Annotated in this window: 19 protein-coding genes; 10 read left to right on the forward strand and 9 right to left on the reverse strand. The window is 42.0% G+C overall.

From position 1 onward, the window contains the following. Positions 1-271: 271 nt before the first annotated feature. Complete coding sequence (locus tag ACOYVE_RS11870; RefSeq protein ID WP_422882139.1) at positions 272-2,356, forward strand: acetate--CoA ligase family protein; 2,085 nt, start codon at positions 272-274, stop codon at positions 2,354-2,356. On the opposite strand, the gene ACOYVE_RS11875 is transcribed toward ACOYVE_RS11870, so the two are convergent. From ACOYVE_RS11875 to ACOYVE_RS11885, 3 genes are all read right to left on the reverse strand, one after another. Further along, complete coding sequence (locus ACOYVE_RS11875; protein ID WP_422882140.1) at positions 2,349-5,708, reverse strand: DUF4175 family protein; 3,360 nt, start codon at positions 5,706-5,708, stop codon at positions 2,349-2,351. The genes ACOYVE_RS11870 and ACOYVE_RS11875 overlap by 8 nt on opposite strands. A gap of 1 nt (position 5,709) precedes the next feature. After that, the gene (locus ACOYVE_RS11880) at positions 5,710-6,351 is read right to left on the reverse strand and encodes a DUF4159 domain-containing protein (protein ID WP_014855762.1); all 642 of its coding nucleotides are present in this window, start codon (positions 6,349-6,351) and stop codon (positions 5,710-5,712) included. A gap of 209 nt (positions 6,352-6,560) precedes the next feature. After that, complete coding sequence (locus tag ACOYVE_RS11885) at positions 6,561-7,613, reverse strand: hypothetical protein (RefSeq protein WP_422882142.1); 1,053 nt, start codon at positions 7,611-7,613, stop codon at positions 6,561-6,563. Positions 7,614-7,885: 272 nt separating this feature from the next. On the opposite strand from ACOYVE_RS11885, the gene ACOYVE_RS11890 reads away from it, so the two are divergent. Together ACOYVE_RS11890 and ACOYVE_RS11895 are read left to right on the forward strand one after the other, a co-directional pair. Further along, the gene (locus ACOYVE_RS11890) at positions 7,886-9,367 is read left to right on the forward strand and encodes a M64 family metallopeptidase (RefSeq protein WP_422882144.1); all 1,482 of its coding nucleotides are present in this window, start codon (positions 7,886-7,888) and stop codon (positions 9,365-9,367) included. A 64-nt stretch (positions 9,368-9,431) separates the two neighbouring features. Then, positions 9,432-9,953 (forward strand): type 1 glutamine amidotransferase domain-containing protein, encoded by a 522-nt coding sequence (locus ACOYVE_RS11895; protein WP_014855765.1) that lies wholly within the window; start codon positions 9,432-9,434, stop codon positions 9,951-9,953. Between the two features lie 8 nt (positions 9,954-9,961). Here ACOYVE_RS11895 and ACOYVE_RS11900 read toward each other — a convergent pair whose 3' ends face one another. Both ACOYVE_RS11900 and ACOYVE_RS11905 read right to left on the reverse strand, forming a co-directional pair. After that, positions 9,962-10,918, reverse strand: coding sequence for a threonine ammonia-lyase (locus ACOYVE_RS11900; RefSeq protein WP_014855766.1), 957 nt, complete (start codon positions 10,916-10,918; stop codon positions 9,962-9,964). 2 nt (positions 10,919-10,920) lie between these two features. Further along, entirely contained in the window at positions 10,921-11,505 is a 585-nt protein-coding gene (locus ACOYVE_RS11905; protein ID WP_422882146.1) for a TetR/AcrR family transcriptional regulator, read from the reverse strand. Between the two features lie 95 nt (positions 11,506-11,600). Here ACOYVE_RS11905 and ACOYVE_RS11910 point away from each other — a divergent pair, with 95 nt between their 5' ends. The 4 genes from ACOYVE_RS11910 to ACOYVE_RS11925 are packed head-to-tail and all read left to right on the forward strand — an operon-like array spanning position 11,601 to position 14,619. Continuing rightward, on the forward strand, positions 11,601-12,476 hold the full coding sequence (locus ACOYVE_RS11910; protein ID WP_422882148.1) for an SPFH domain-containing protein: 876 nt from the start codon (positions 11,601-11,603) through the stop codon (positions 12,474-12,476). 10 nt (positions 12,477-12,486) lie between these two features. Then, positions 12,487-12,990, forward strand: coding sequence for a hypothetical protein (locus ACOYVE_RS11915; RefSeq protein WP_014855769.1), 504 nt, complete (start codon positions 12,487-12,489; stop codon positions 12,988-12,990). A gap of 3 nt (positions 12,991-12,993) precedes the next feature. Continuing rightward, positions 12,994-13,191 carry a hypothetical protein gene (locus ACOYVE_RS11920; RefSeq protein WP_014855770.1) on the forward strand — a complete coding sequence of 66 codons (198 nt, stop codon included), beginning with the start codon at positions 12,994-12,996 and terminating at the stop codon, positions 13,189-13,191. A 9-nt stretch (positions 13,192-13,200) separates the two neighbouring features. Continuing rightward, on the forward strand, positions 13,201-14,619 hold the full coding sequence (locus tag ACOYVE_RS11925; protein WP_422882150.1) for an alpha/beta hydrolase family protein: 1,419 nt from the start codon (positions 13,201-13,203) through the stop codon (positions 14,617-14,619). A gap of 25 nt (positions 14,620-14,644) precedes the next feature. On the opposite strand, the gene ACOYVE_RS11930 is transcribed toward ACOYVE_RS11925, so the two are convergent. The 4 genes from ACOYVE_RS11930 to ACOYVE_RS11945 form a co-directional block, all read right to left on the reverse strand. Further along, positions 14,645-15,847 carry an alginate export family protein gene (locus ACOYVE_RS11930; protein ID WP_014855772.1) on the reverse strand — a complete coding sequence of 401 codons (1,203 nt, stop codon included), beginning with the start codon at positions 15,845-15,847 and terminating at the stop codon, positions 14,645-14,647. Between the two features lie 72 nt (positions 15,848-15,919). Continuing rightward, on the reverse strand, positions 15,920-17,416 hold the full coding sequence (nrfA, locus tag ACOYVE_RS11935; RefSeq protein ID WP_014855773.1) for an ammonia-forming cytochrome c nitrite reductase: 1,497 nt from the start codon (positions 17,414-17,416) through the stop codon (positions 15,920-15,922). A 14-nt stretch (positions 17,417-17,430) separates the two neighbouring features. Then, entirely contained in the window at positions 17,431-18,039 is a 609-nt protein-coding gene (gene nrfH / locus ACOYVE_RS11940) for a cytochrome c nitrite reductase small subunit (protein ID WP_422882153.1), read from the reverse strand. Next, a complete protein-coding gene (locus tag ACOYVE_RS11945) occupies positions 18,036-19,130 on the reverse strand; it encodes a 4Fe-4S binding protein (protein ID WP_422882154.1) in 1,095 nt (364 codons plus the stop codon). Before ACOYVE_RS11945 ends, nrfH begins: the two co-directional genes overlap by 4 nt. Before the next feature lie 152 nt (positions 19,131-19,282). On the opposite strand from ACOYVE_RS11945, the gene ACOYVE_RS11950 reads away from it, so the two are divergent. Genes ACOYVE_RS11950 through ACOYVE_RS11960 form a run of 3 tightly spaced genes read left to right on the forward strand, consistent with a single transcriptional unit; the run spans position 19,283 to position 20,994 of the window. Then, complete coding sequence (locus ACOYVE_RS11950; protein WP_422882156.1) at positions 19,283-19,687, forward strand: RrF2 family transcriptional regulator; 405 nt, start codon at positions 19,283-19,285, stop codon at positions 19,685-19,687. A gap of 50 nt (positions 19,688-19,737) precedes the next feature. Then, a complete protein-coding gene (gene ric, locus ACOYVE_RS11955; protein ID WP_422882157.1) occupies positions 19,738-20,481 on the forward strand; it encodes an iron-sulfur cluster repair di-iron protein in 744 nt (247 codons plus the stop codon). 3 nt (positions 20,482-20,484) lie between these two features. After that, positions 20,485-20,994 carry a c-type cytochrome gene (locus ACOYVE_RS11960; protein WP_422882159.1) on the forward strand — a complete coding sequence of 170 codons (510 nt, stop codon included), beginning with the start codon at positions 20,485-20,487 and terminating at the stop codon, positions 20,992-20,994. The last annotated feature ends 73 nt before the right edge of the window (positions 20,995-21,067 follow it).

Consider the following 21,067-nt stretch of genomic DNA (forward strand, 5'->3'; position numbering starts at 1 on the left):
CGATTTATTTGACTTCTTAAACGATAAATTAAACGCAAAAATAAGAATATTTTTGGAAATCGGGATTGGCGTATGGCTAATTACGGTCGGTTTTCTTAATGAAGGAGAATGCCTATTTGAGTTTATAATTGTGAAACCGCCAAGTTGATTATATATGCCGGGATTTTATTCACGGTTCAATAATTTATTTAATGAATACAAGCGCATTTATTCTTTTTAGGTTCAATTTAAAGACGCACTTTCTTATTTTAAATACAAAAAAGAGGATTGGATGGAAACGCTAAGCAAATTTTTTTATCCGGAATCGATTTGCATAGTTGGAGCGTCCTCAAAACCGAAAAGTATTGGTTACGAAATTCTTAAAAATATAAGAGACTACGGCTTTAAAGGGAGAGTGTTTCCCGTAAATCCGAAAGTCGATGAAATTCTGGCTTATCGATGTTATGCTTCGATTAAGAAAATTAAAGAACAGATTGACCTTGCAATTGTAACGCTCCCCAAAAACATTGTGGCGGATTCGGTTAAAGAGCTGATAGAAAAGAATGTCAAAGCAATAATTCTGATAACGGCAGGATTCCGTGAAGTTGGCAAAGAGGGAGCCGAACTCGAAAAGCAGATTTCCGATTTAATAAAAAAGAACGGCGGGCGGCTCGTGGGTCCGAATTGTATGGGAGTAATTAATACGCTGCCCGGTTATAAACTTAATGCAACATTTGTAGCCGAGAAACCCGAAACCGGTTCAATCGCATTCTTCTCGCAGAGCGGCGCTCTCGGAGCGGCAGTGCTCAATACAATTAGGGAAACCGATATAAAATTCGCTCATTTTATCAGTATCGGAAACAAAGCCGACCTCAACGAAAACGACTTTCTCGGTTTCTGGCAGAAAGACGACAACATAGCCGTACTTACATATTATCTCGAAAGTTTCGACGACGGACTAAATTTTCTATTGCCGTTTATAAAAGGCGAAGTCGAAAAACCGGTTATTGTTTTGAAAGCCGGTCGAACCGAAAGCGGTATGAAAGCCGCTTCGTCTCATACCGGCGCGCTCAGCGGCAGCGATAAAATTGTCAACGCCCTATTAAAACAGTTCGGAGTTATCAGAGTTAAAACGTTGAACGAATTGTTCAATACGGCAAAGGGCTTTGAAAACTTTCCGGCAATTAAAGGCAAAAACATTGCGGTAGTAACCAATGCGGGCGGACCCGCAATTTTATGCGTGGACAAACTCGAGGAAAGAGGACTTAAACTTGCTCGTTTAAACGATTCTACGAAAGAAAAAGTCAAATCGATTATTCATCCCGAAGGAAGCGCCGAAAATCCGGTCGATCTTTTGCCTTCGGGCGACGACGAAACATATAAAAACGTTACGGCATTATTGATCGAAGACGAAAACGTAGACGCCGTAATCACCATTTTTGTTGAACCGGTGATGGTTGAACCTTTTGAAATAGCCGAAGCGATTTATAACAATTTTAACAAAGACAATACAACCAAGCCGGTTATACACACAACGATGCCTTTGCCGGAATTCTGGGTACGCTACAAAACAAGCTCGAAATTGAAATTACCGGTTTTCAGAAATCCCGAAGACGCTCCCGAAATATTGTCGAATATATTCTTCTACAACAATCGTCTTGAGAAGCTTAATGCCGACCGCGGAGAATATCATGAACTTCTGAACAGAAAAGTAACAAACCTGATTAAACCTAAGGGAAAATACCTTACGCAAACCGAGCTGAATGAAACAGCAAAAAAATATAATCTGCCTTTGATCGAAAACGCAATATTGAAATATGATGAACTTACGGAAATCAACGATGATTTTTTTCCTGCGGTAATTAAAGGAATTAACGAACATGCAATCCATAAAAGCGAGTTGAACGCGGTTTGCCTGAACATTAAAGATAAAAATGAGTTGATCGAAAAAGCAAAAGAGATTGAAAAAAGCTTCGAAAAAAACGGGTTGAAAGCGGAAAGTTTTCTCGTGCAAAAATATTTGAAAATCAAACACGAGCTTCTGATCGGCGGCTTTCGCGACAGGTCATTCGGTCCCGTTATTATGTTCGGCGCCGGCGGCAAGTACGTTGAAATACTGGAAGACACATCGATTCGATCCTGCTACTCGAGCAGAAACGATATTTACGAAATGATTTCGGAGACTAAAATTGGAAAAATAATCAAGGGAGTGCGGGGCGAATCCGGAGTCGATATCGATTCGCTAGTTGAAATAATCCGAAATTGCGCGATTATGATGATTGAAAATCCTGCGGTCGCGGAATTCGATATTAATCCCCTGGCTGCGGATATCGACAATAATTTATACGTTGCCGATTTCAGACTAAGGACTATTTAACCGAACCCGATTTTTCGAGCTGTTCGAAATATTTTTTTATCAATTCCCGGTAGTCTTTTTTATATCCTTCGTTGATGGCTTTCATCAATTCGTCGCGAAGGCGGTTGCGAGTTTCTTCGTCGGAAAGGTTCAATGGCTCGGGCGATTCCGTTTCGAGATTCTTTCCCGATTGAGAGGTTCTGTTCTTTTCGAAGTCGCGTTCGTTTATTGAGCGTTGGGCGTCGAGTAATCTGGAAAGAATTCTCTCCTGTTTTTGAATCAAATCGTCGTTGAGTTTTTCGGTTTGCATATCGGCGACGACTTCTTTCATTTCTTCCAGAATCTTTTCGAGATTCGACGCGAGCCGTTTCGATTGACCGGAGGCTTTCGCTTCGCGGTTCAACTGTTCGAGTGATTTTCTTACCAGCTCCTGTTCCTGAGCCAGACGTTTTAATTGCGACATCATTTCCTGCGAAAGCCCGCCCTGCTGAAGCTTTTGCGTCAATTGATTCAAATTCATTTGTTGTTGGGAAAGCTGTTGCAATTGCTGGAACAGGCTCATCATGCCGCCGCCCTGTCCGCCGTTCATCATTTGATCCATACCCGTTTTAATCATCGATGCGGCTTCGTTCAGACTTGTCATAGCGGCGGTTTGCGATTGAACCGCTCTTCCGGAATTGCGCGACATCAACGCCGATGTGGAATTTTGCATTTCTGCAAACGCTTTGCCGATCGATTTGCCCATTTCCGGAGTAATTGCAAATGTTTCCTGCGACATTTTTGTCATCTTCTGAAGAATTTTGTTCAAACCGCTTTGCAAATTATTTTGTTTGTTAGCCTTTTCGCTGAATTCGGGCGACGAGTAATCTAATTTCTCGGTTTCCTCTTTCAACTTTTCCTGTTCTTTCGAAAGAGTCAACAAATCGTCGAGCAGTTTCATCATGTCGAGCAATGTTTTCACCTGATTCATCTGCTGCATTGAATTTTGCAGATTTTGAAATTCTTTGAGCATGTTTTTCATATTCGACGAAAGCTGACGTTGATTTTTCAGAGCTTCGGATTTCATCATTTGACGGAGCTTTTCGAGGGCTTCTTCGGAAAGTTTTTCGTTCGACTGTTTTGAGTATTCTTCGATGGCTCGTTCGAGTTCTTCTTTCGGAACGTTATTGAGTCCTTCCATTTTTTCTTCCAGGTCTTCCATCGTTTTTCTCAGATTTTCGAGTTCCTGCGAAATGTCGTTTTGCCGCTGTATTAAGTTTTCTCTCTGCTTTGAATCCGACAAAGCGCTCTCTTCGGTTTTCTTTTGAAGTTCGTCGATCTTTTCTGCTATATTTTCCGTTCTTTTAATAAGCTCGTCGATTTTTTGTTCGACTTGAATCCGTTTGAGCAGATTAATCGTCCGTTCAAGACTTTTCTTGAAATATTCTTCGTTCAGTTTCAAATCCTGGGCGGATAATTGAGTTTTATCTCTCATAAAGCTCCGGAGCGACTCCTGCAGTTTGCGGAGAGCTTCTTTCATCTCTTCGCTGTTCATGTCGTCCATTAATTTTTGCAGCTCTTCGTATTTCTTAAGTGTTTCTTCCGAAAGGAGATTTTCTTTCATCATTTCGTTTTTCATTTCGGAAATCTTATCGGCGATTTTTTCGGCTTTTTCGAGCAGGTTTTTGTAGCGTTCTGCGGCGGATTCGATTCTTTCCTTTTCCTGCCACGAAATTTCCTTTTGATTCTTTTTAAGGTCGTCGCTTATCCGCTGCAATTCCCTTCCGAGAGTTTCGGCTTCTTTCAAAGTTTCCTCGAGTTCTTCTAAAGATTCTGTTTGAGCTTCGTTTATGTTATTGAATAAATCGTCGAGCGAGGGAACGGTAATAAGATAACTCTTTGTCCGGGCGGATTTCGGCCCGTTTATATTATCATTGTCGAACACTTCGAGATAATAGGAAACGCTTTCGCCTTCGGCGAGTACGAGCGGCGACAAATCCCAGGCGTGGAAAACTTCTTCTTCTTTTCCTCCGCCTGTTTTCAATTCCTTACTGTTGAAAGATTCTTCCGCTGCGCGGTATTTGGAAGCGACGAGCCGGTATTTCAACAGCAGACGCGAAAATCCGTAATCGTCTTTTATGCGGACGATCAACGGCACGACCGGATTGTTGTTTAATTTGACGTCTTCGTCCGGCGCCGCCATTTCGATCGACGGCGGTTCGTCTTCGATTGTTTTAACGAAATAAGTAATCGGGTCTTTGTTAAAATTATCCTCTTCGTCTTTCAGTGAAATAATGTAACTATCGTTGTTCGATACGGTAAAGCCGCCCGAAGCGCCGCTGCCCGAATGTTTTAGCGTAACTCTTTTACCGGATTCAAATTTTAATTCCGCTTTTGATATTCGTTTGGAAGATTCGATTTTCAAATTTACCCGGCTGCCCGGCAGCGCGGTTACGTTGCCGTCGTTGTTTCGATATTCGGGCGAAAGTTTTGTATATGCCGGCGGAATTATTGTTAAATCGAGCGCGGTTATAAACGGAGGGTCCGTAACTTCGATTTGATAAACTTCGCTTTCGATTCCTTCGGCTGCGGCATAATAAATTGCGGATCGGAAAATCGATTTAATCCGGTAATGGAAAATTCCGGCGGAATCCGGCTGCAGGCGATATCCGGCAAATTCTGCGTCGGCGTCGGTCTTTATGTAAAGATTTATACGCCCGGGACTTTCGCCGGTTGTTTTAATCGATATATTGATTTCTTCGCCTTTGACGGCTTTATAATTACCCGGTTCGATAACAAACCGAAATTTCATGGGCTCGGCGTATTCGACGTTGTAATTAATCAAGCGCGCAAAAGACGCTCTCATATCATTCGAAGCTGAAAACAATAAAACCGACGCAATCGACAATATCAGCAAAACCCGAAAACGCCTTTTTAATAAACGGGTATCGATAACGGAATTGAAATCGAGAGCTTTTACTTTATCGTATATTTTATCGAAAGCTGCGGCTATCAGTTGACCGGAGTAAGAAGGATTTTTTTCTTCGATCAATTCGAGAGCGTTTACAAGTTCGTCTTTTACCGACGGGAAAAAATTGCCGACTTTTCTTGCCAGCGAATCGTAATCGGGATTTAAATACGAAATTATTTTTTTTATTGCCGGTAGAAGAAAGAAATATCCGAACGAGATAATGGCGACGGCAATAAACAAATAAAAGAGGATTGTTCTTGAATGAGAAGAAAACCGGAAAAGGTTTTCCGAAATAGCGAGAAGAATCGTCATGAGAACGAGCGACGAAAGGAAAGCGCATAGTCCCGCCGATAATTCGACGAGGATTTCGCGAACGAGAAACTTTTTCAGTTTGCTCTTTATATGAATTATCTTTTCGTTCATCTCAATTGATCAGAGCCCATGTAATAATATTGACGCCGAATTTCAACGCTTCTTCTCTTTTAGCCGGCGGATCGTTATGAACTTCGGGGTCGGCCCATCCGTCGCTCGGATTCGATTCGTAAGTGTAATAGAGGCAGAGCCTGCCTTCGACGAAAATTCCGAAGCCCCGCGGCGGTTTATTGTCGTGCTCGTGTGTTTTGGGCGGTCCGTTGAAATCGAAAACGCAATGATATAAACCGTAATCAAACGGAATTTCGACGAGTTCCTTATCGGGAAAAACTTTTTTAATTTCGCGACGGAAGCCTTTATCGAGTCCGTAGTCGTCGTCCACATAAAGAAACCCGCCGTTCGTAAGATAAGTTCTGAGCTTTCGGGCGTCGTTTTCGGAAAAGACGACATTGCCGTGCCCGGTCATAAAAAGAATCGGGTAAGCGAAAATATTACCGCTCGACAGGTCGACAAATTCATAAACCGGATTGGTTTCGATAAAGGTATTTTCTCCGATGAATTTAAGTAAATTTACCTCCGCCGAGGGATCGTTGTACCAGTCGCCTCCGCCGTTGTATTTTAATCTTCCGATTTTCAGTTCCTGCGCCGAACAGACTGCGACAAGAAGAAACATAAGAATTGCCGTTTTTCGCATAACAATCGATTTTTATTTGATTTCTAAAATAAATATTTATTGAGTTAATATATAGACCAATCGGTTTCCGTATTAGAATTTTAACGAGTTTGAGGAAAGAAATTCAAGTTGATGACCTGTTGCCGGGAGGGTTTAATTAATTAATGCGAGCGGTCTTCTCGCATATATCACAAAAAGGTATTTTCGATTACAAAGGAGATATGTAGTATTTACCTGCCGCGCCATACGATTGTTTTTGTAATGCCGTCTACGTTACCATATCCTGCAATGACAGTTTGGTAGCCGTTCGTCCAGACATTGTTAAATACAAATTCTGGATCGGAAATACTAAAAAGATTAGCCAGATCCTCCCAGTAGGAGCCATTGTAATATGTTATGCTCTTAAATGGACCCACAGCCAGAAGGTATTTTGCATCTGCTCCGCTTACATCATAAATAGAACTACTCGAATCGTATAATTTGATCCACTCGGAATTAATTCTATACCATAGTCCCAAACTTCCGTAAGTATATAATTTGTTGTTGTCAAGATGAAAAATTCCCCGATTGCCAAAAGTAATAGAATTTGAGCGCCCTTCGGAGACGATTGAGTCGACAACCTCCCAATTGTTTAACTTTCCTTCGATAAAATAATAAATATTTTTAACTCTATTAAAGTCGATAACCCATGCAATGAGATATCTTTTTTTATTAAAAGATTGAATGCTTCGTAGAAAATACTCGGTTTCGGGATGAGATTTATGATACCCCACAATAACAGTGTCGAGGAACCATTGATCTGAAGACTGTGAATATTTGAGGACGACGCCGTTTCTGCCGCAAGCCCAAATGTTCCCTTCTTCGTCTGTCGTCATGTCAAGTATAGCTCCTGTGACGCCCATATCGTCGACTCTGTTCCAATTAAATCCGTCAAAGTAGCCGATATAAATATTGTTTGAATAACCGCCGGCCCATAATCTGTTGTAGTTATCGTATGTAAGGGAGAAAATACCGCCGGCAATTTCATGAGCCAAAGACCATTTGTCGCCGTCGAAATGCATAAATTGAGCGTGCCCTACCCAGGTAGCCAACCAGATATTATCGGGAGCGATAACAGTTAAATCTTCCGGTAGAACTTGTATGGCGTATTCGGGTACGGGGAGAGTGTCGGCCGACCATGTCATCTCTTTTGGATGTTTGAAAGGTGGATTTGAATCTGTAGTAGAATCGTTACAACTTATTAATCCCCCAATAATGCAAATGATAATCATAAGTTTACGCATGGTAAATTACCTTATTATTTACAGACGAGAATAGTCTTGGAGAAACGGATGACGTAATACGGTAATCTGTCTTTTTCTGTTCTGCTCCCCTCTTATGCGAGCAACTTAAATAGATTAACGCTTAATTTCAATAAAAAATTTATTTTTTTTCTTACGGAGATTTTTAAACTGCAAATTGCAGATTTTATTTTGCAGGGAATTTTCGTTTTGATTTGATTAATTTTTACGACTGATTATAAACTTTATTTTTAAAAAATTGCGGGAATAAAACCATGAGAAAATTATTAAACGTATTATTCTTTGTTGTTTTTTGCGGGGTGTCGATTAACGCGCAAACCGAATTCGAAAAATACTTTGAAGACAAAACAATGCGGATCGACTACCACCATACAGGCGATTCGGAAAGGGAATTTGTGAGCTTAGACAGAATTTATGTTTACGGCGTCTGGGCAGGCGGAATGGTTAATCTGATTGACCGCTTCGACAACGGCGCCTATTATTACAAAATTTACGACGCCGAAGATGACAAGCTGATCTATTCGAAAGGATTCGACAGTTATTTTAAGGAATATCAAACCACGGAAGAAGCCGCTACGGGAATTTTGAGAACGTATCACGAAAGCGCAATTATACCCGCTCCAAAAAAGAAAATTAAATTCGTTCTCGAAAAACGCGACCGCTCGAACCGGCTCAACGAAATTTATTCGACCGTAATCGATCCGGAAGACGTTACTGTTGTCAAAAAGGAATTTGCCGACAGCGGGGCGAAAATAATCAAATCGCACGTAGCCGGCGGACCGCATGAATGTCTGGACGTTTTGATTCTGGGAGACGGATACTCAATTAAAGAAGAAGAAAAATTCCGGAAAGACCTGAACCATTATACCGAATTAATGATGAATTTTCCGCCTTACAATCAATTCAAGGACAAAATCAATATAACCGGAATTTATAAAGCTTCCGAAGAAAGCGGAATCGACGAGCCGGGAGCCGGTATATTTAAGAATAATCTGCTCGGAACCACTTTCTATTCGCTCGGTTCGGAGCGCTACGTTTTGACCGAAGACAACAAAGCAATGAGAGACCTGGCGGCTCTTGTACCCTACGACGCAATCTATATTATGTGCAATACCGAAAGATACGGAGGCGGAGGAATCTATAATTTTTATTGCACTTTTACTTCCGACAATCAATTCAGCGATTATATCTTTTTGCATGAATTCGGACACTCCTTCGGCGGACTCGCCGACGAATATTATACCAGCTCGGTAGCTTACAACGAATTCTATCCGCAAGGAATTGAACCGGTAGAGCCGAATATAACCCGGCTGCTCGATAAAGATAATATTAAATGGAAATCGCTTTTGAGTCCGGGAATCGAACTGCCGACGCCGTGGGAAAAAGAAGAATTCGACAAGATGGATTTACAATGGCAGAAGGAACGCGCCGAGCTAAACAAACAAATTGCCCGGTTGAAAAAAATGAAAGCCCCAGCCGAAGAAATAAATAAATTGCAGGAAGAATATAACAGGAAGGACAAAGAGCACAGCGCCGAAGTCGACAAATACCTGCGCAATTCAAAGTATTGGAACAAAATCGGCGCATTCGAAGGAGCGGGATATTCGTCAAAGGGAATGTACCGACCGATGCTCGACTGCCTGATGTTTTCCAAAGGTACAAAACCGTTCTGTAAAGTATGCGAGGAACATGTCAAAAAGGTAATCGGATTTTATACCGATAATGTACTGAAATGAACTTTTCTGCGACGCGGCTGATTTATATGAATGATTATTAATAATTATTTGAAAGGAAAGAATTATGCTCGACGGAAAAAAGATTTTAATGTTCGTAGACGATGTATACGAAGACCTCGAATTATGGTATCCGAAACTCAGAATGATTGAAGAAGGCGCCCTGGTGACGGTGGCGGGACCGGAATCCGGAAAAATATATCGCGGAAAAAACGGGTATCCGTGTAAAGCCGACGTGTCGTACAACGACGTTGAAGAAAAGGATTTCGACGGATTGATAATTCCCGGCGGCTTTGCGCCCGATAAACTGAGACGCGTCGAAAAAGTGCTCGATTTAACGAGACGGTTTCACGAAAACGGCAAGCTTGTGGCGCACATTTGCCACGCCGGATGGATTCCGATTTCGGCAAAAATAATGAAAGGATTCAAATGTACTTCAACGCCGGGCATTAAAGACGACATCGAGAATGCCGGAGCGGTATGGATTGACGAACCCGTTGTCGTCGACAGACATATGATATCGAGCAGAAGACCGGACGATCTTCCGGCTTTTTGCAAAGCCATTATCGAATTTTTGAGCAAAGAATAAGAATAATATTATGAATTCCACGGGAGGCGATTCAGGTCGACATTGCCTCCCGATAATATACAAACCACTCTTTTCCCTTCGAATAAAATCTGATTTTCCATAATGGCGGCCAGCGTTATTGCCGCCGAAGGTTCCACTATGATTTTCATTCTTTCCCAGATTAATCTCATCGATTCGATTACCGAATCGTCGCTGCAGGTAATGATTCTCTCCGCGTTGTTTTTGATTATTTCAAAAGTCTTGTCGCACAGTTGCGTTAATAATCCGTCGCAGATTGTTTTGGGATTGACCGAAGGATGAATATAGCCGTCGCGAATCGAACGGTAAGCGTCGTCGGCGCCTTTCGGTTCGGCTCCTATTACTTTAACCGAAGGCGAAAAATACTTTGCCGAAAGGCATGTTCCGCTCAACAATCCTCCGCCGCCTACGGGAGCTATAATATAATCGGCGTCTTTAACTTCTTCGAATATCTCGAGCGCGCAGGTTGCCTGCCCGGCAATTACGGTATAATTGTCGTACGGATGGATTAAAGTTGCGCCGGTTTGGGCAATCACCTCCTCGACTTTTTCGATTCTCGATTTTAAGTTCGGTTGACAAAAAAAGATTTCGGCTCCGTATGTACGCACGGCGTCTTTCTTGATTTTCGGCGCCGTTTCGGGCATCACGATATACGCTTTTGAGTTAGAGAGTTTGGCCGATAACGCCAAAGCGGCGGCGTGATTGCCGGATGAGTGAGTCGTTACTCCCTTTTGCAGTTCCGACGGCGACAACGATTTCAAACTATAATAAGCTCCTCTGAACTTAAATGCGCCCGCTTTTTGAAAGTTTTCGCATTTGAATAAAATCGTACAGCCGAACATCGAGTTGATAGCCGAAGAAGAGAGCAGCGGTGTTCTGTGAGCTTTCTCTTTGATTATACCGGCGGCTGCGAGAATGTCTTCTTTTGATGGTATGCCCGTTAGCACATTTATCTCCGTTTTATATTTTGCCAGAAAAAGCGCGCGTGCTTACGCGCCGTTTCGTAGATCGATTTATCTATCGGAAGCGAAGTCATTTTTTCGAGCCGTATGAAAAATAATGGCGACAGAAATTCTTCCGCAAGAAAATCGACGTCCCCCTCGATTAATTTATTCTTCTTCATTTCGGTCAGGATTAATTTAACTATTTTTCTCGTTTCGTCGAAAAGAATCGATACGGAAATGTTTAGCCCACCTATATTACCGAATTGTTCGGAAATAATTAGTCTCGTGAATTTAATTTCTTCGGGCGACGACCACGATTTGAGAAGTTCTTCGGACAAGCGCACAAAAAAATCGACAGGATCGGAAAGTTTATCGAGCAAATCCTCGTTAATTATTTCTTTCTCTGAATTTATACGGGAATAATTTTTAATTAGCTGAATTAATATCTCGTCTTTGGAACGGAAATGATTGTAAATCGAGCTTTCTCTGATTCCCGATTCTGCCGCTATCTGCCTTACGGAAGCCGCATTAAATCCGTATTCGGAGAATAATTTTAAAGCTGCAGAAATTATTTTATCGCGTGTTTTCATAATACGAACGTTCGTTAGTATAAATATAGTAATTTTTTTTCTTGCTTGTAAGATATTAATATGATATCATTGCAATATCACATTTGGGAGGGATTATGGAAAAAGTAGTCGAAAAAAACGCGGTAAAATTAAACGGCTATCTGATGGCTGTAGTTTATCTTGTTTTGTTTCTTCTTACTCTCTACATATTCGGGAGCTATGCCAAACATCCCGAAGGCGAAAAACTTCTTGCGTTTATTGTTTTGGTTGTAGTCATTGCGATTTACCCGCTTGGATTTATTATCATTCAGCCGAACGAATCGAAAGTGCTGATTTTGTTCGGAAAGTATATCGGCACGGTAAAAAATTCGGGCTTCTGGTGGGTTAATCCTCTTACACTTAAGAAGAAGGTCTCTTTGCGCATTCACAATTTTAACAGCGACGTAATTAAAGTGAACGACCTCGACGGAAATCCGATTGAAATTGCCGCAGTAATCGTATGGCGCGTTGTTGATTCTGCGCGCGCTATTTTCGACGTTCAGAATTACGAGCAATTCGTAGCCATTCAAAGCGAAACGGCAATTAGAGCTCTGGCAACAGAATATTCTTACGACAGCGGAGACGACGCAAAAATGTCTCTGCGTACGAGCCAAAACGAGATTTCCGAGCGGTTAAAAACGCATATTCAGCAGAGACTCGACATTGCGGGCGTCGAAATACTCGAAGCGCGAATAAGTCATCTGGCGTACGCGCCCGAAATTGCTCAAGCAATGCTGCGCCGTCAGCAGGCTCAAGCGGTAGTTGCTGCGCGTCAGAAAATAGTCGAAGGAGCCGTCGGCATGGTCGATATGGCGCTGAAAACTCTGAGCGAACAGCATATAGTCCAGCTCGACGAAGATAAAAAAGCCACGATGGTCAACAATTTAATGGTGGCTCTTGTATCCGAAGTACAGGCTCAACCCGTTATTAATACTGGCACGTTGTATCAATAAAAGCGTTACGATGAAAAAGGAATACAAATTCGAAAAAGGGACGCAGTTCACGGTTATTCAACCTTCAATAACCAAGAATCGGCTGGAAATCAGGCTCCAAGAAGAAACGGTTGCGCTTCTAAAAGCAACCAATATTTTTAAGAACGACGTATTACTCGAAGGAGATTGGGGCGAATGGGAATTCTACAGGGAAAGCATATGGAAAAGCGATATTGCCATTCGTCCTTACGGACTCGAACTACCGACTGCGTTTTTTGATAAAGAATTCTTTAATAGTGGCGGAACTCTCAAATTGCCTATGGGCTTTCGCTTTTATATTCAAATGCATCCTTTCAAAAAATATCACGAGCTCCTTTACGGCAACGAAAGATTGATTTTGTATAAACAAAAGAGTAGCATTAAGAAAAAGAAACTTGAAATTATTATTGAAAAAGAGAACGACAAATTAAACAAAAATGCCTGGGTCGCCGCTTTTCCGGTATATTTGATTCAGGCGTCAAGAAATAATTTTTAAGATATGGCCGACAAGAAAAAATTTCTGCTCCGAATAGACGATAAAATTTATGCGGCTCTGGAAAAATGGGCCGCCGACGATTTGAGGAGCATTAACGCTCAAATTGAATATCTTCTTAAAGAAGCCCTCAAAAAAAATAATCGCTTAAAGGAAACAAACGACGGCGATAAAACGACTAACAGTATGAAAACCGAAGAATAAGAGGGAAGAATGAAGAAAATGATATGCGCGCTGATTTTGTTGAGCTTTTGCGTACTGAACGCACAAAACGAAGGCGTTAAATACGATTCGCTTTGGCAGGGCAATTTGAAATTCGGGCAAACGTCTCTTAAAGTTGTTCTGAAAATATTCAAAACCGAAGAGGGTAATCTCTCCGCTCATCTGGACAGTCCCGACCAGGGAGCGGTTAATATTCCTGTGACAGAAATAAATATTACGGACGACAGCCTAATGTTTTCCGTCGCGTCAATCGGAGCTTCGTATAAAGGCGCGTTGGAAAAAGGAGGCGGAAAAATTACGGGAATTTTCAAACAAGCCGGCTATAGTCTTCCGCTGCAATTAGAGAAAACCGATAAAGCAGCCGAAGTGAAAAGACCGCAAAATCCGAAAAGACCCTTTCCATATATTGAAGAAGAAATTGTTTTTGAAAATAAGCTCGATAAAATCAAACTTGCGGGCGCGCTGACTCTGCCGGATAGAAACGGAAAATTTCCCGCTGTCGTTTTGATTTCAGGCTCCGGTCCTCAGGACAGAGACGAAACAATTTTCAATCACAAGCCTTTTTTGATTATTTCCGATTATTTGACCCGCAACGGAATTGCCGTACTCAGATACGACGACCGTGGCGTCGGTAAGTCCGAAGGCGATTTTTCTTCCGCTACTACCGAAGACTTTATGAAGGACGCCTTAGCGGCAGTCGAGTACCTCAAATCAAGAAATGAGATCGACCTGGATAAAATCGGATTGATCGGCCACAGCGAAGGAGGATTGATTGCTCCGATGGCGGCGGCTTCGTCGGACGACGTTAAATTCCTTGTGCTGCTTGCGCCGCCGGGAATTCCCGGAAAGGATTTGATTCCCCTGCAAACCGAATTGATTATGAAAGCTCAGGGAGTCGACAGCTCCACAATTTACAGAACCGTTTCGCATTTGAGAACCGTATTTGAAATTATCACAAATTCTTCCGACAGTCTGACGGCTTATAAAAAATTGGAAGAACTGTATAAAAACGAAATTGCCGGCTTGCCCGAAGAAGAAAAGAAAAAGCCCGAAAACGGTTTTGAAGCCTTTGAAAGAAAAGCGAAAACATATTTGAGTCCCTGGTTCCGGTTTTTCCTTAAATACAATCCTTCCTGGGCGCTCGAAAACGTAAAAGTTCCAGTGCTTGCATTGTGGGGCGGAAAAGACTTGCAGGTGCCTCCGGAAGAAAACATGCCGCCGCTAAAAAGCGCGCTTGAAAACGCCGGCAACAAACGGGTAAAAACCGTCGTTTGCGAACAATTGAATCATCTGTTTCAAAAGAGCGATACGGGGTTGCCTCTTGAATACGGAGCGATCGAAGAAACAATTTATACGCCCGCGCTCGAAATGATTAAAGACTGGATTAAAGAAACCGCCGGAGCGAAATAGCCGCTCCGACGGATTTAATTTTAAATTACATATTAACTGTTGCCATCAGATAAAACCAGGACGATGTATCCTCGCCGCGCAATTTCTTGAAGATTGTGCCCGGCGCAAATAGCGAAGCGCCCGCCTGAAAATCGACATATTCATTGTAATTGTATTTCAAGGTCAAGTCTGCTTCGGAGCCGAAATCGTAGGAAGAACCTCCGGCGTAAATGTATTCTTCAACCGAACGGAAAATGTGGTAATTCAACGAAACATTTAAATCCTCTATCGGACGGAAGCCGCATTTTAAAACAATGTCGGATATGCCGAGATTATAAGTATCGCTGTTCAGATTGATAAAATAATCCATGTAGCCAAAAAATTTATGTCCCGTAGGATAGAGCGAAGAATATGCTTTGTATTCGTTGTCGAGAGGATTATCGTCGCCGCTTGCGTAATCGAACTGCAAGCCTACCGACGGCTTCAACGAATGATTAAAAGTATAATTCGCATTGAATGAAAATGTCATTGCGTTTATATCCTGTTCCCTGCCGTTTACCAGTGCGGAGCCGGTCTGGTATCCGAAGTCGATTTCATGTTGGAAATTTTTCAAGTCTCCCTTTATATAAAATCCGAGAGTGGCTCTGTCGAGATAATTGGTGGGATTAACTCTCTGCCAGATCACGAATGGTTGGATTTTGTATTTTTTGACTAGAAACAAGTCGCCCATCAATGCATAAATATTCTGGTCGAGCGAATCGCCTGAGTTGAATTTCTCGAATTCTCTTACCGCTATTAAATCCGCATTAAACAGGCAACTTTTGAAAGTCAATACTCCGCCGTCGAACGAACGACCCACATTATGCCAGCCGACCGGTCCGAAAAATCTTTCCGAACCGTATTTCAATTCCATTCTTCCGACTTTAACGTCTACCGGCAGATCGAATAAGTTGTTTATTTTGAAATAAATCTGGTGGAGGTCGAGATTTTTTAAGTTACTCAGCGTTGAGGTTTCTTCACCGAATATTCTGGAATCCTGCAATTGAATGTAAGCGCTCACGTCTTCCGAGGCATTAAGACTCAATCCGAGGCGCGTTCTCAAAGCCGTAAAAGTATTCGGATTGGTTGACGAATTGAAGTCTTTGTTGTCGATTTCAAATCGGGGTCTTATCTGAAAGTCGAACTTGTATAAGTTTTGCGCGCTTATTACAAACGGAAGCGCAATAAGAATTAATAAAAGTTTTTTCATTTTGTAGCTCCTCGATTAAAATAAATTGTCGGTTTAATTAAAAGGAGCGGATTGCTCCGCCCCTTGAAATAATCAATATTCCTTCAATGTGCCCTGTCGTTCTTTTGCAATTTTATCCCATTCGGCGGCTGTGGTCTTCAGAAATTCTTCTTTGTCGGCTTCGAGAGCTTTCATGTCGAGACCGATATATTTTTGCGCTTTTTCTTTTGTGGAAATGTCGGGCAATGCGACAGGATAATTTACGCCGTGTTTAATCAGAACGGCGGCAATTTCCCTGCGGGCTTCTTCTGCTTTTTGAATTGCAGTGCCCAGAATTCTCAAAGCTTCTACCGGCGCATGGAATCCCATTCCGTTTGCGGCGGCAGCATAGTCCCATCTCCATTGCGCATGTCTAATTAACTTGAGAGCGTTTTTCATTTCGGATTCCGTAGCTCCGTTATCCCATGCAATCTTAGCTTCAATATGCGCAGCCGCAAGAGCTTTCTCGGCGTATCTTCTTAATTCGTGAATTCTGTCCTGACGGTCATAAACGTTTTTGATTAAGCTTTCGGTTTTTTCTCTATGGCATACCTGGCAGGAATTTTCGATGTTGTTCAAAGGGCTTTGAATGTGGTGATCGGTAAATTTAACCCCGCCTTCGGTTTTGTAAGGCATGTGGCAGTCGGCGCACGAAACGCCTCTCTCGGCGTGAATTCCTGTTATGAACAATTCGTAATCCGGATGCTGAGCCTTCAACATTGGAGCTTTGCTGAGAGCATGAGTCCAATCGGAAAACTCGATTTCGTCATAATATTTCTCCATATCGTCTACGCTGAAGCCCTTATCCCACGGGAATGTCAGGTATTGCGAGCCCTCCACTTTTGTTTTGTCGAAATAATATTCAACGTGGCATTGAGCGCAAACCAGCGAGCGCATTTCGTTGTGACTGAAGCTTTCGATGTCTTTACCCTGACGTTGAAAAGCTTCGATTAGCGCGGGACGAGTAATTCTCAAATCCATTGTCTTTGGGTCGTGACAGTCCTGGCATCCGATAGGATTAACGAATTCATGCCCTTTGTCGATCCATTTCCCTTTATAAAATTCGGCGACTCCGTCTCTTGCCATAACGCGCGGGACGTCGGTGCTTTTGCACGTCCAGCAGGTGGAAGGCATAGGACTTACTTTATTTCCGCCGGTTCTCAATGTGGTGCGGATATCTTTAACGGCATAAGCGTGACCCCTTGGAGTTAAATAATCTTTTGCAAAACCGTATCCCGCCCACATTATAACCAGTTCGGGCGCTTGTTCGAGATAGTCGCGCGTTACCGACCCGGCATACTTGCTGGCATAGTTTGTGTCGAGAGTTTTCAAATAAGTTTCGTATTCGCGCGGGAAATTTTCACCCCATACTTCGTTGCGGGGCTCCCAGTCCGCTATCGGCTTTACCATCTGGAGGGTAAACGACTCGCTTCTTCTTTCGATTATCGAAGAAGCAAATAGTCCGATAAGGAATACGACGACTACGGTTGCAAAAAATATTAACCATGCAACCCAAGGTTTTGCTTTGATAATTTCCTGAATTGGTTTCATTTTGTTCCCCGTTTTTATTTGATAATTTCTTTGTCTTCAAGAATCCACTCTGCCACCGGTTTTAATTTAGGCACTCGCGCATAAGGAGCGGAAGAAAGGCTGTGGACTTTACCGTGAGGCGTTTCGCGATGGCATTCCCAGCAGTATCTTTCCGTCTGGTCGGCTACGCTCCGGTTGTTGATCGCTCTCAAAGCAATCGGATGAATCTGATTTGTATGACACCGGATACAATTTTCCTGAACCGCCTTTTTGCCCGCTTCTTTAATTTGAATTACCTGCGGTTCCAATCTGAGCGTGAAAATTGTAGCGTGCCGCAAACCGTCGTTTGCCTTGAACCAGAGTTTTTCGATAATATTGTCCTGAGGCACATGGCAATCGTTGCAGGTGGCTACTTTGCCGTGACTTCCTCTTTGCCACGTTGCATATTCGGGATTCATTACGTGGCAGTTTACGCAAACCTCCGGATCGTCGGATACGTATGATACTGCGTTGGAAACATAGAGAATATGAAAAACCAGACCGGTAATAATACCGAGTGTGAGAATGACCGGAAATTTCCAGTTGTCCGGCGGAGACAGGAATTCGATTGTCTTTCTGAAAAATGACTTTTTTCCGTTGTTCATTTATTAACTCCGGTTTCTGTTTCTTTGTTTAATTTTTCGATGTCGGCAGTACTTGTCGGATGACCTAAATTGTCGATTTGTTCGTGTAAAATAATGTATTCCTTTCCGGAAATATTATTTTTCCAATGCCCTGTGAGAATACCGATTCCTGTTATTGCAATATATGTAGTTATTACGGCTAATACCACAATTTTTTTTGAAATTTTTTTGTCGGTTACTTTCGTTTGAACATATAATGTGTCGGCTACAGGACAGGCGTCCACGCAGCTCAGGCACATCGAACACTCGTCGGAGCGGACAGTATCGACCTTGTCCACTTTAATAAAAGAAGGACAAGCTTTTGCGCATAGCCCGCAATCGATACAACTTTTGGCTTCCCTTTTTATTTTGAGAGGACTTAAGAACGAAATTAGCCCGAGCAAAGCTCCGTAAGGACAAAGATACCGGCACCAGAAATTCCTGATGAAAATCGAAAGAACAAAAAGAACGGCAATTACGGTTAGCGAGAATCTGCTGATATTGGCAAAAAAGTAATACATTTTAATATCGGCTACGAGATTATATGGTCCGTCGAGGAAAGCCTTGAGCGCGTTTATTGTCATCGAAAAGAAAATAGCATACACAAAGAAACCGAGCAGAAGATATTTAAGAGAACGCAACGGGTAGTCGATAAACCTCGGCAGCTTGATTCTCTTTTTGAATAATTTATGCCAGATTTTTTCGCCGAAGTCTCCTATGGTTTCCGAAAGTGTTCCGATGGGACAAAGCCAGCTGCAAAAAGATTTTCCCACGACGAAAGATACGCCAACGATAGCCAGAAAAATAAAAAATCCCGCCGGGTGCGCCGGATGTAGTTCTCCGGTTGCAAAAAAATAATAAACGCTCATCAATGCGCTTATCGGCAAAAAGCCTTCCACTCCCGCGGGACGCGAAGATACCATCTCAGGATTTCCCGCTTCCAGGGATTTGACGAAAACAGTAAATTCAACGCCAATCCAGATGCAGAGCAGCGCAAAAAGAACCTGAACGGCAAATCTATATTTCTGAACCGCCTTTTCGACGTTTCGTGTTATTTTTTTCTTTTCCCTCATAACAGTCCTTTCGTTTTATAAACAGACTATAAATTCCGATATTAAATTTATGCTCCGTTTCGTCCAATGTCAACAAAAAAATAAAAAAGATAAAATATCCTTGACAAAAGAAAAAAAAGTTCCTAATTTGAAACAGAATAAAAATTCTGATTATGGTGCTGCTCAATAGTAAAATAAGGTACGGTATAAGAGTCCTTTTTTATCTGATGGAAATCGGGCGGGACGAGGTATTTACCGCAGCGGAAATTTCCAGACAATTACGATTGCCCAAGGAATTTATTTCCAAGATTATGCAAATACTGTCGTACGAAGGGATATTAAATTCAAAAAAAGGAAAAGGCGGAGGTTTCTATCTTGCCGCCGACCCTTCGGGCGTCAGTTTCGAAAAAGTCTTCAAAGCGCTCGGATACGACGAACATATAAGCGATTGTATTTTCGATATGAAAGAATCGTGTAATAGAAATTCATGCCCGTTCTGCACAGAGTGGAAGAGTTTTATAGCGGATTTTAATAATACTATCAAGAATTATTCAATTACAGGCGAAAGAATAACATAAAATTTTTTATATCAAAATCGGACATAATATACCGATATAAAGGAGGCGGCATGACGGTTGAAGATTTGAATAAGCCCGTCGCCGAGTTCGTAAAAGAAAATATCGAATCGGCGAAATTATTCGAAAAATATTCGATTGATTACTGTTGCGGTGGGAATCAATTATTAGCCGAGGCGCTGGAGGAAAGAGGGATTGAACCTGAAAATTTTATAAATCAGTTAATGCCTTTTGTTGAAGATAAGGTTAAAGAGAAAAAAGAGACGATAGACTTCCTTGGTATGGAGCCGGATAAACTTTGCGTTTATATAGTGGATAAGCATCACGGTTATCTGTATGAAAAACTTCCTGTAATAAATGAACTCCTTCGTAAAGTAGTTAACGCACACGGCGAGAAATACGGATATCTGAATGAATTGAAAAAAGAGTTCCGGCTTTTGTCGGAGGAGTTAAACGGTCATATGGCAAAAGAAGAGCGAGTTCTTTTTCCGTTGATAAAATATCTTGTAGAAACCAAAAAGTTGGGCGAAAAACCGAAAACAAAAGGTTATGGCACCATCAATAATCCGGTTGCTCAAATGGTCAGAGAACATGACCTGGCTGCAGAGAGACTTTCTGTATTTAAAAAGATCACGGATAATTATAAACTGCCGGCAGACGCCTGCGCAACGTTTTCGCTTCTTTACGAATGCCTGAAAGAATTCGAGTTTGATCTTCATCTTCATATCCATTTGGAAAATAACATCTTGTTTCCCAAATCGGTCGAACTGGAAAATCAATTAATTAACAGGAGATAAAAAATGAAAAATATTTCTGTCGTTTTACTGTTAGCCGTTCTGGTCTTAAATGCCTGCGGATCGGAAGATAAAAATCAGCCGAGCGATACGGCAAAAGAAAAATTAGCCGCAAAATTCGGACTTACTGTTTTCGAATATGAAAACGGCATAGGCCCCGTAAAAGAAAAAATTAACGTGCCCGAAACTATCGATCAGATAATGGCCCGGAGCGGCAAGGAAATTTTCGAAGCAAAATGCACTCAATGCCATAAATTGAACGAAAGATACACGGGTCCCGCATTGGGAGATGTGACCAAGAGAAGAACTCCCGAGTATATAATGAACATGATTCTAAATCCCGCTGAAATGGCGCAAAAACACCCCGAAGCCAGAAAATTACTGGGGCTCTACGCTACTCAGATGACTTTTCAAAATGTAACCAAAGAAGATGCGCGTAAGATTTTGGAATACCTTCGCTCGGGCAAAAAGTCAAATTTAGTTGAAATTATTTCAGAGAGACTCCGCATAAATTAAGCAACCTTTGTTTGATTTAATCCTAATTCTGTTTTTAATGCATCTCTAAGTAAGTATAATTTTTTATAATTGT

The sequence above is a fragment of the Melioribacter sp. genome (genome assembly GCF_049325435.1).
GTDB classification, from domain to species: domain Bacteria; phylum Bacteroidota; class Ignavibacteria; order Ignavibacteriales; family Melioribacteraceae; genus Melioribacter; species Melioribacter roseus.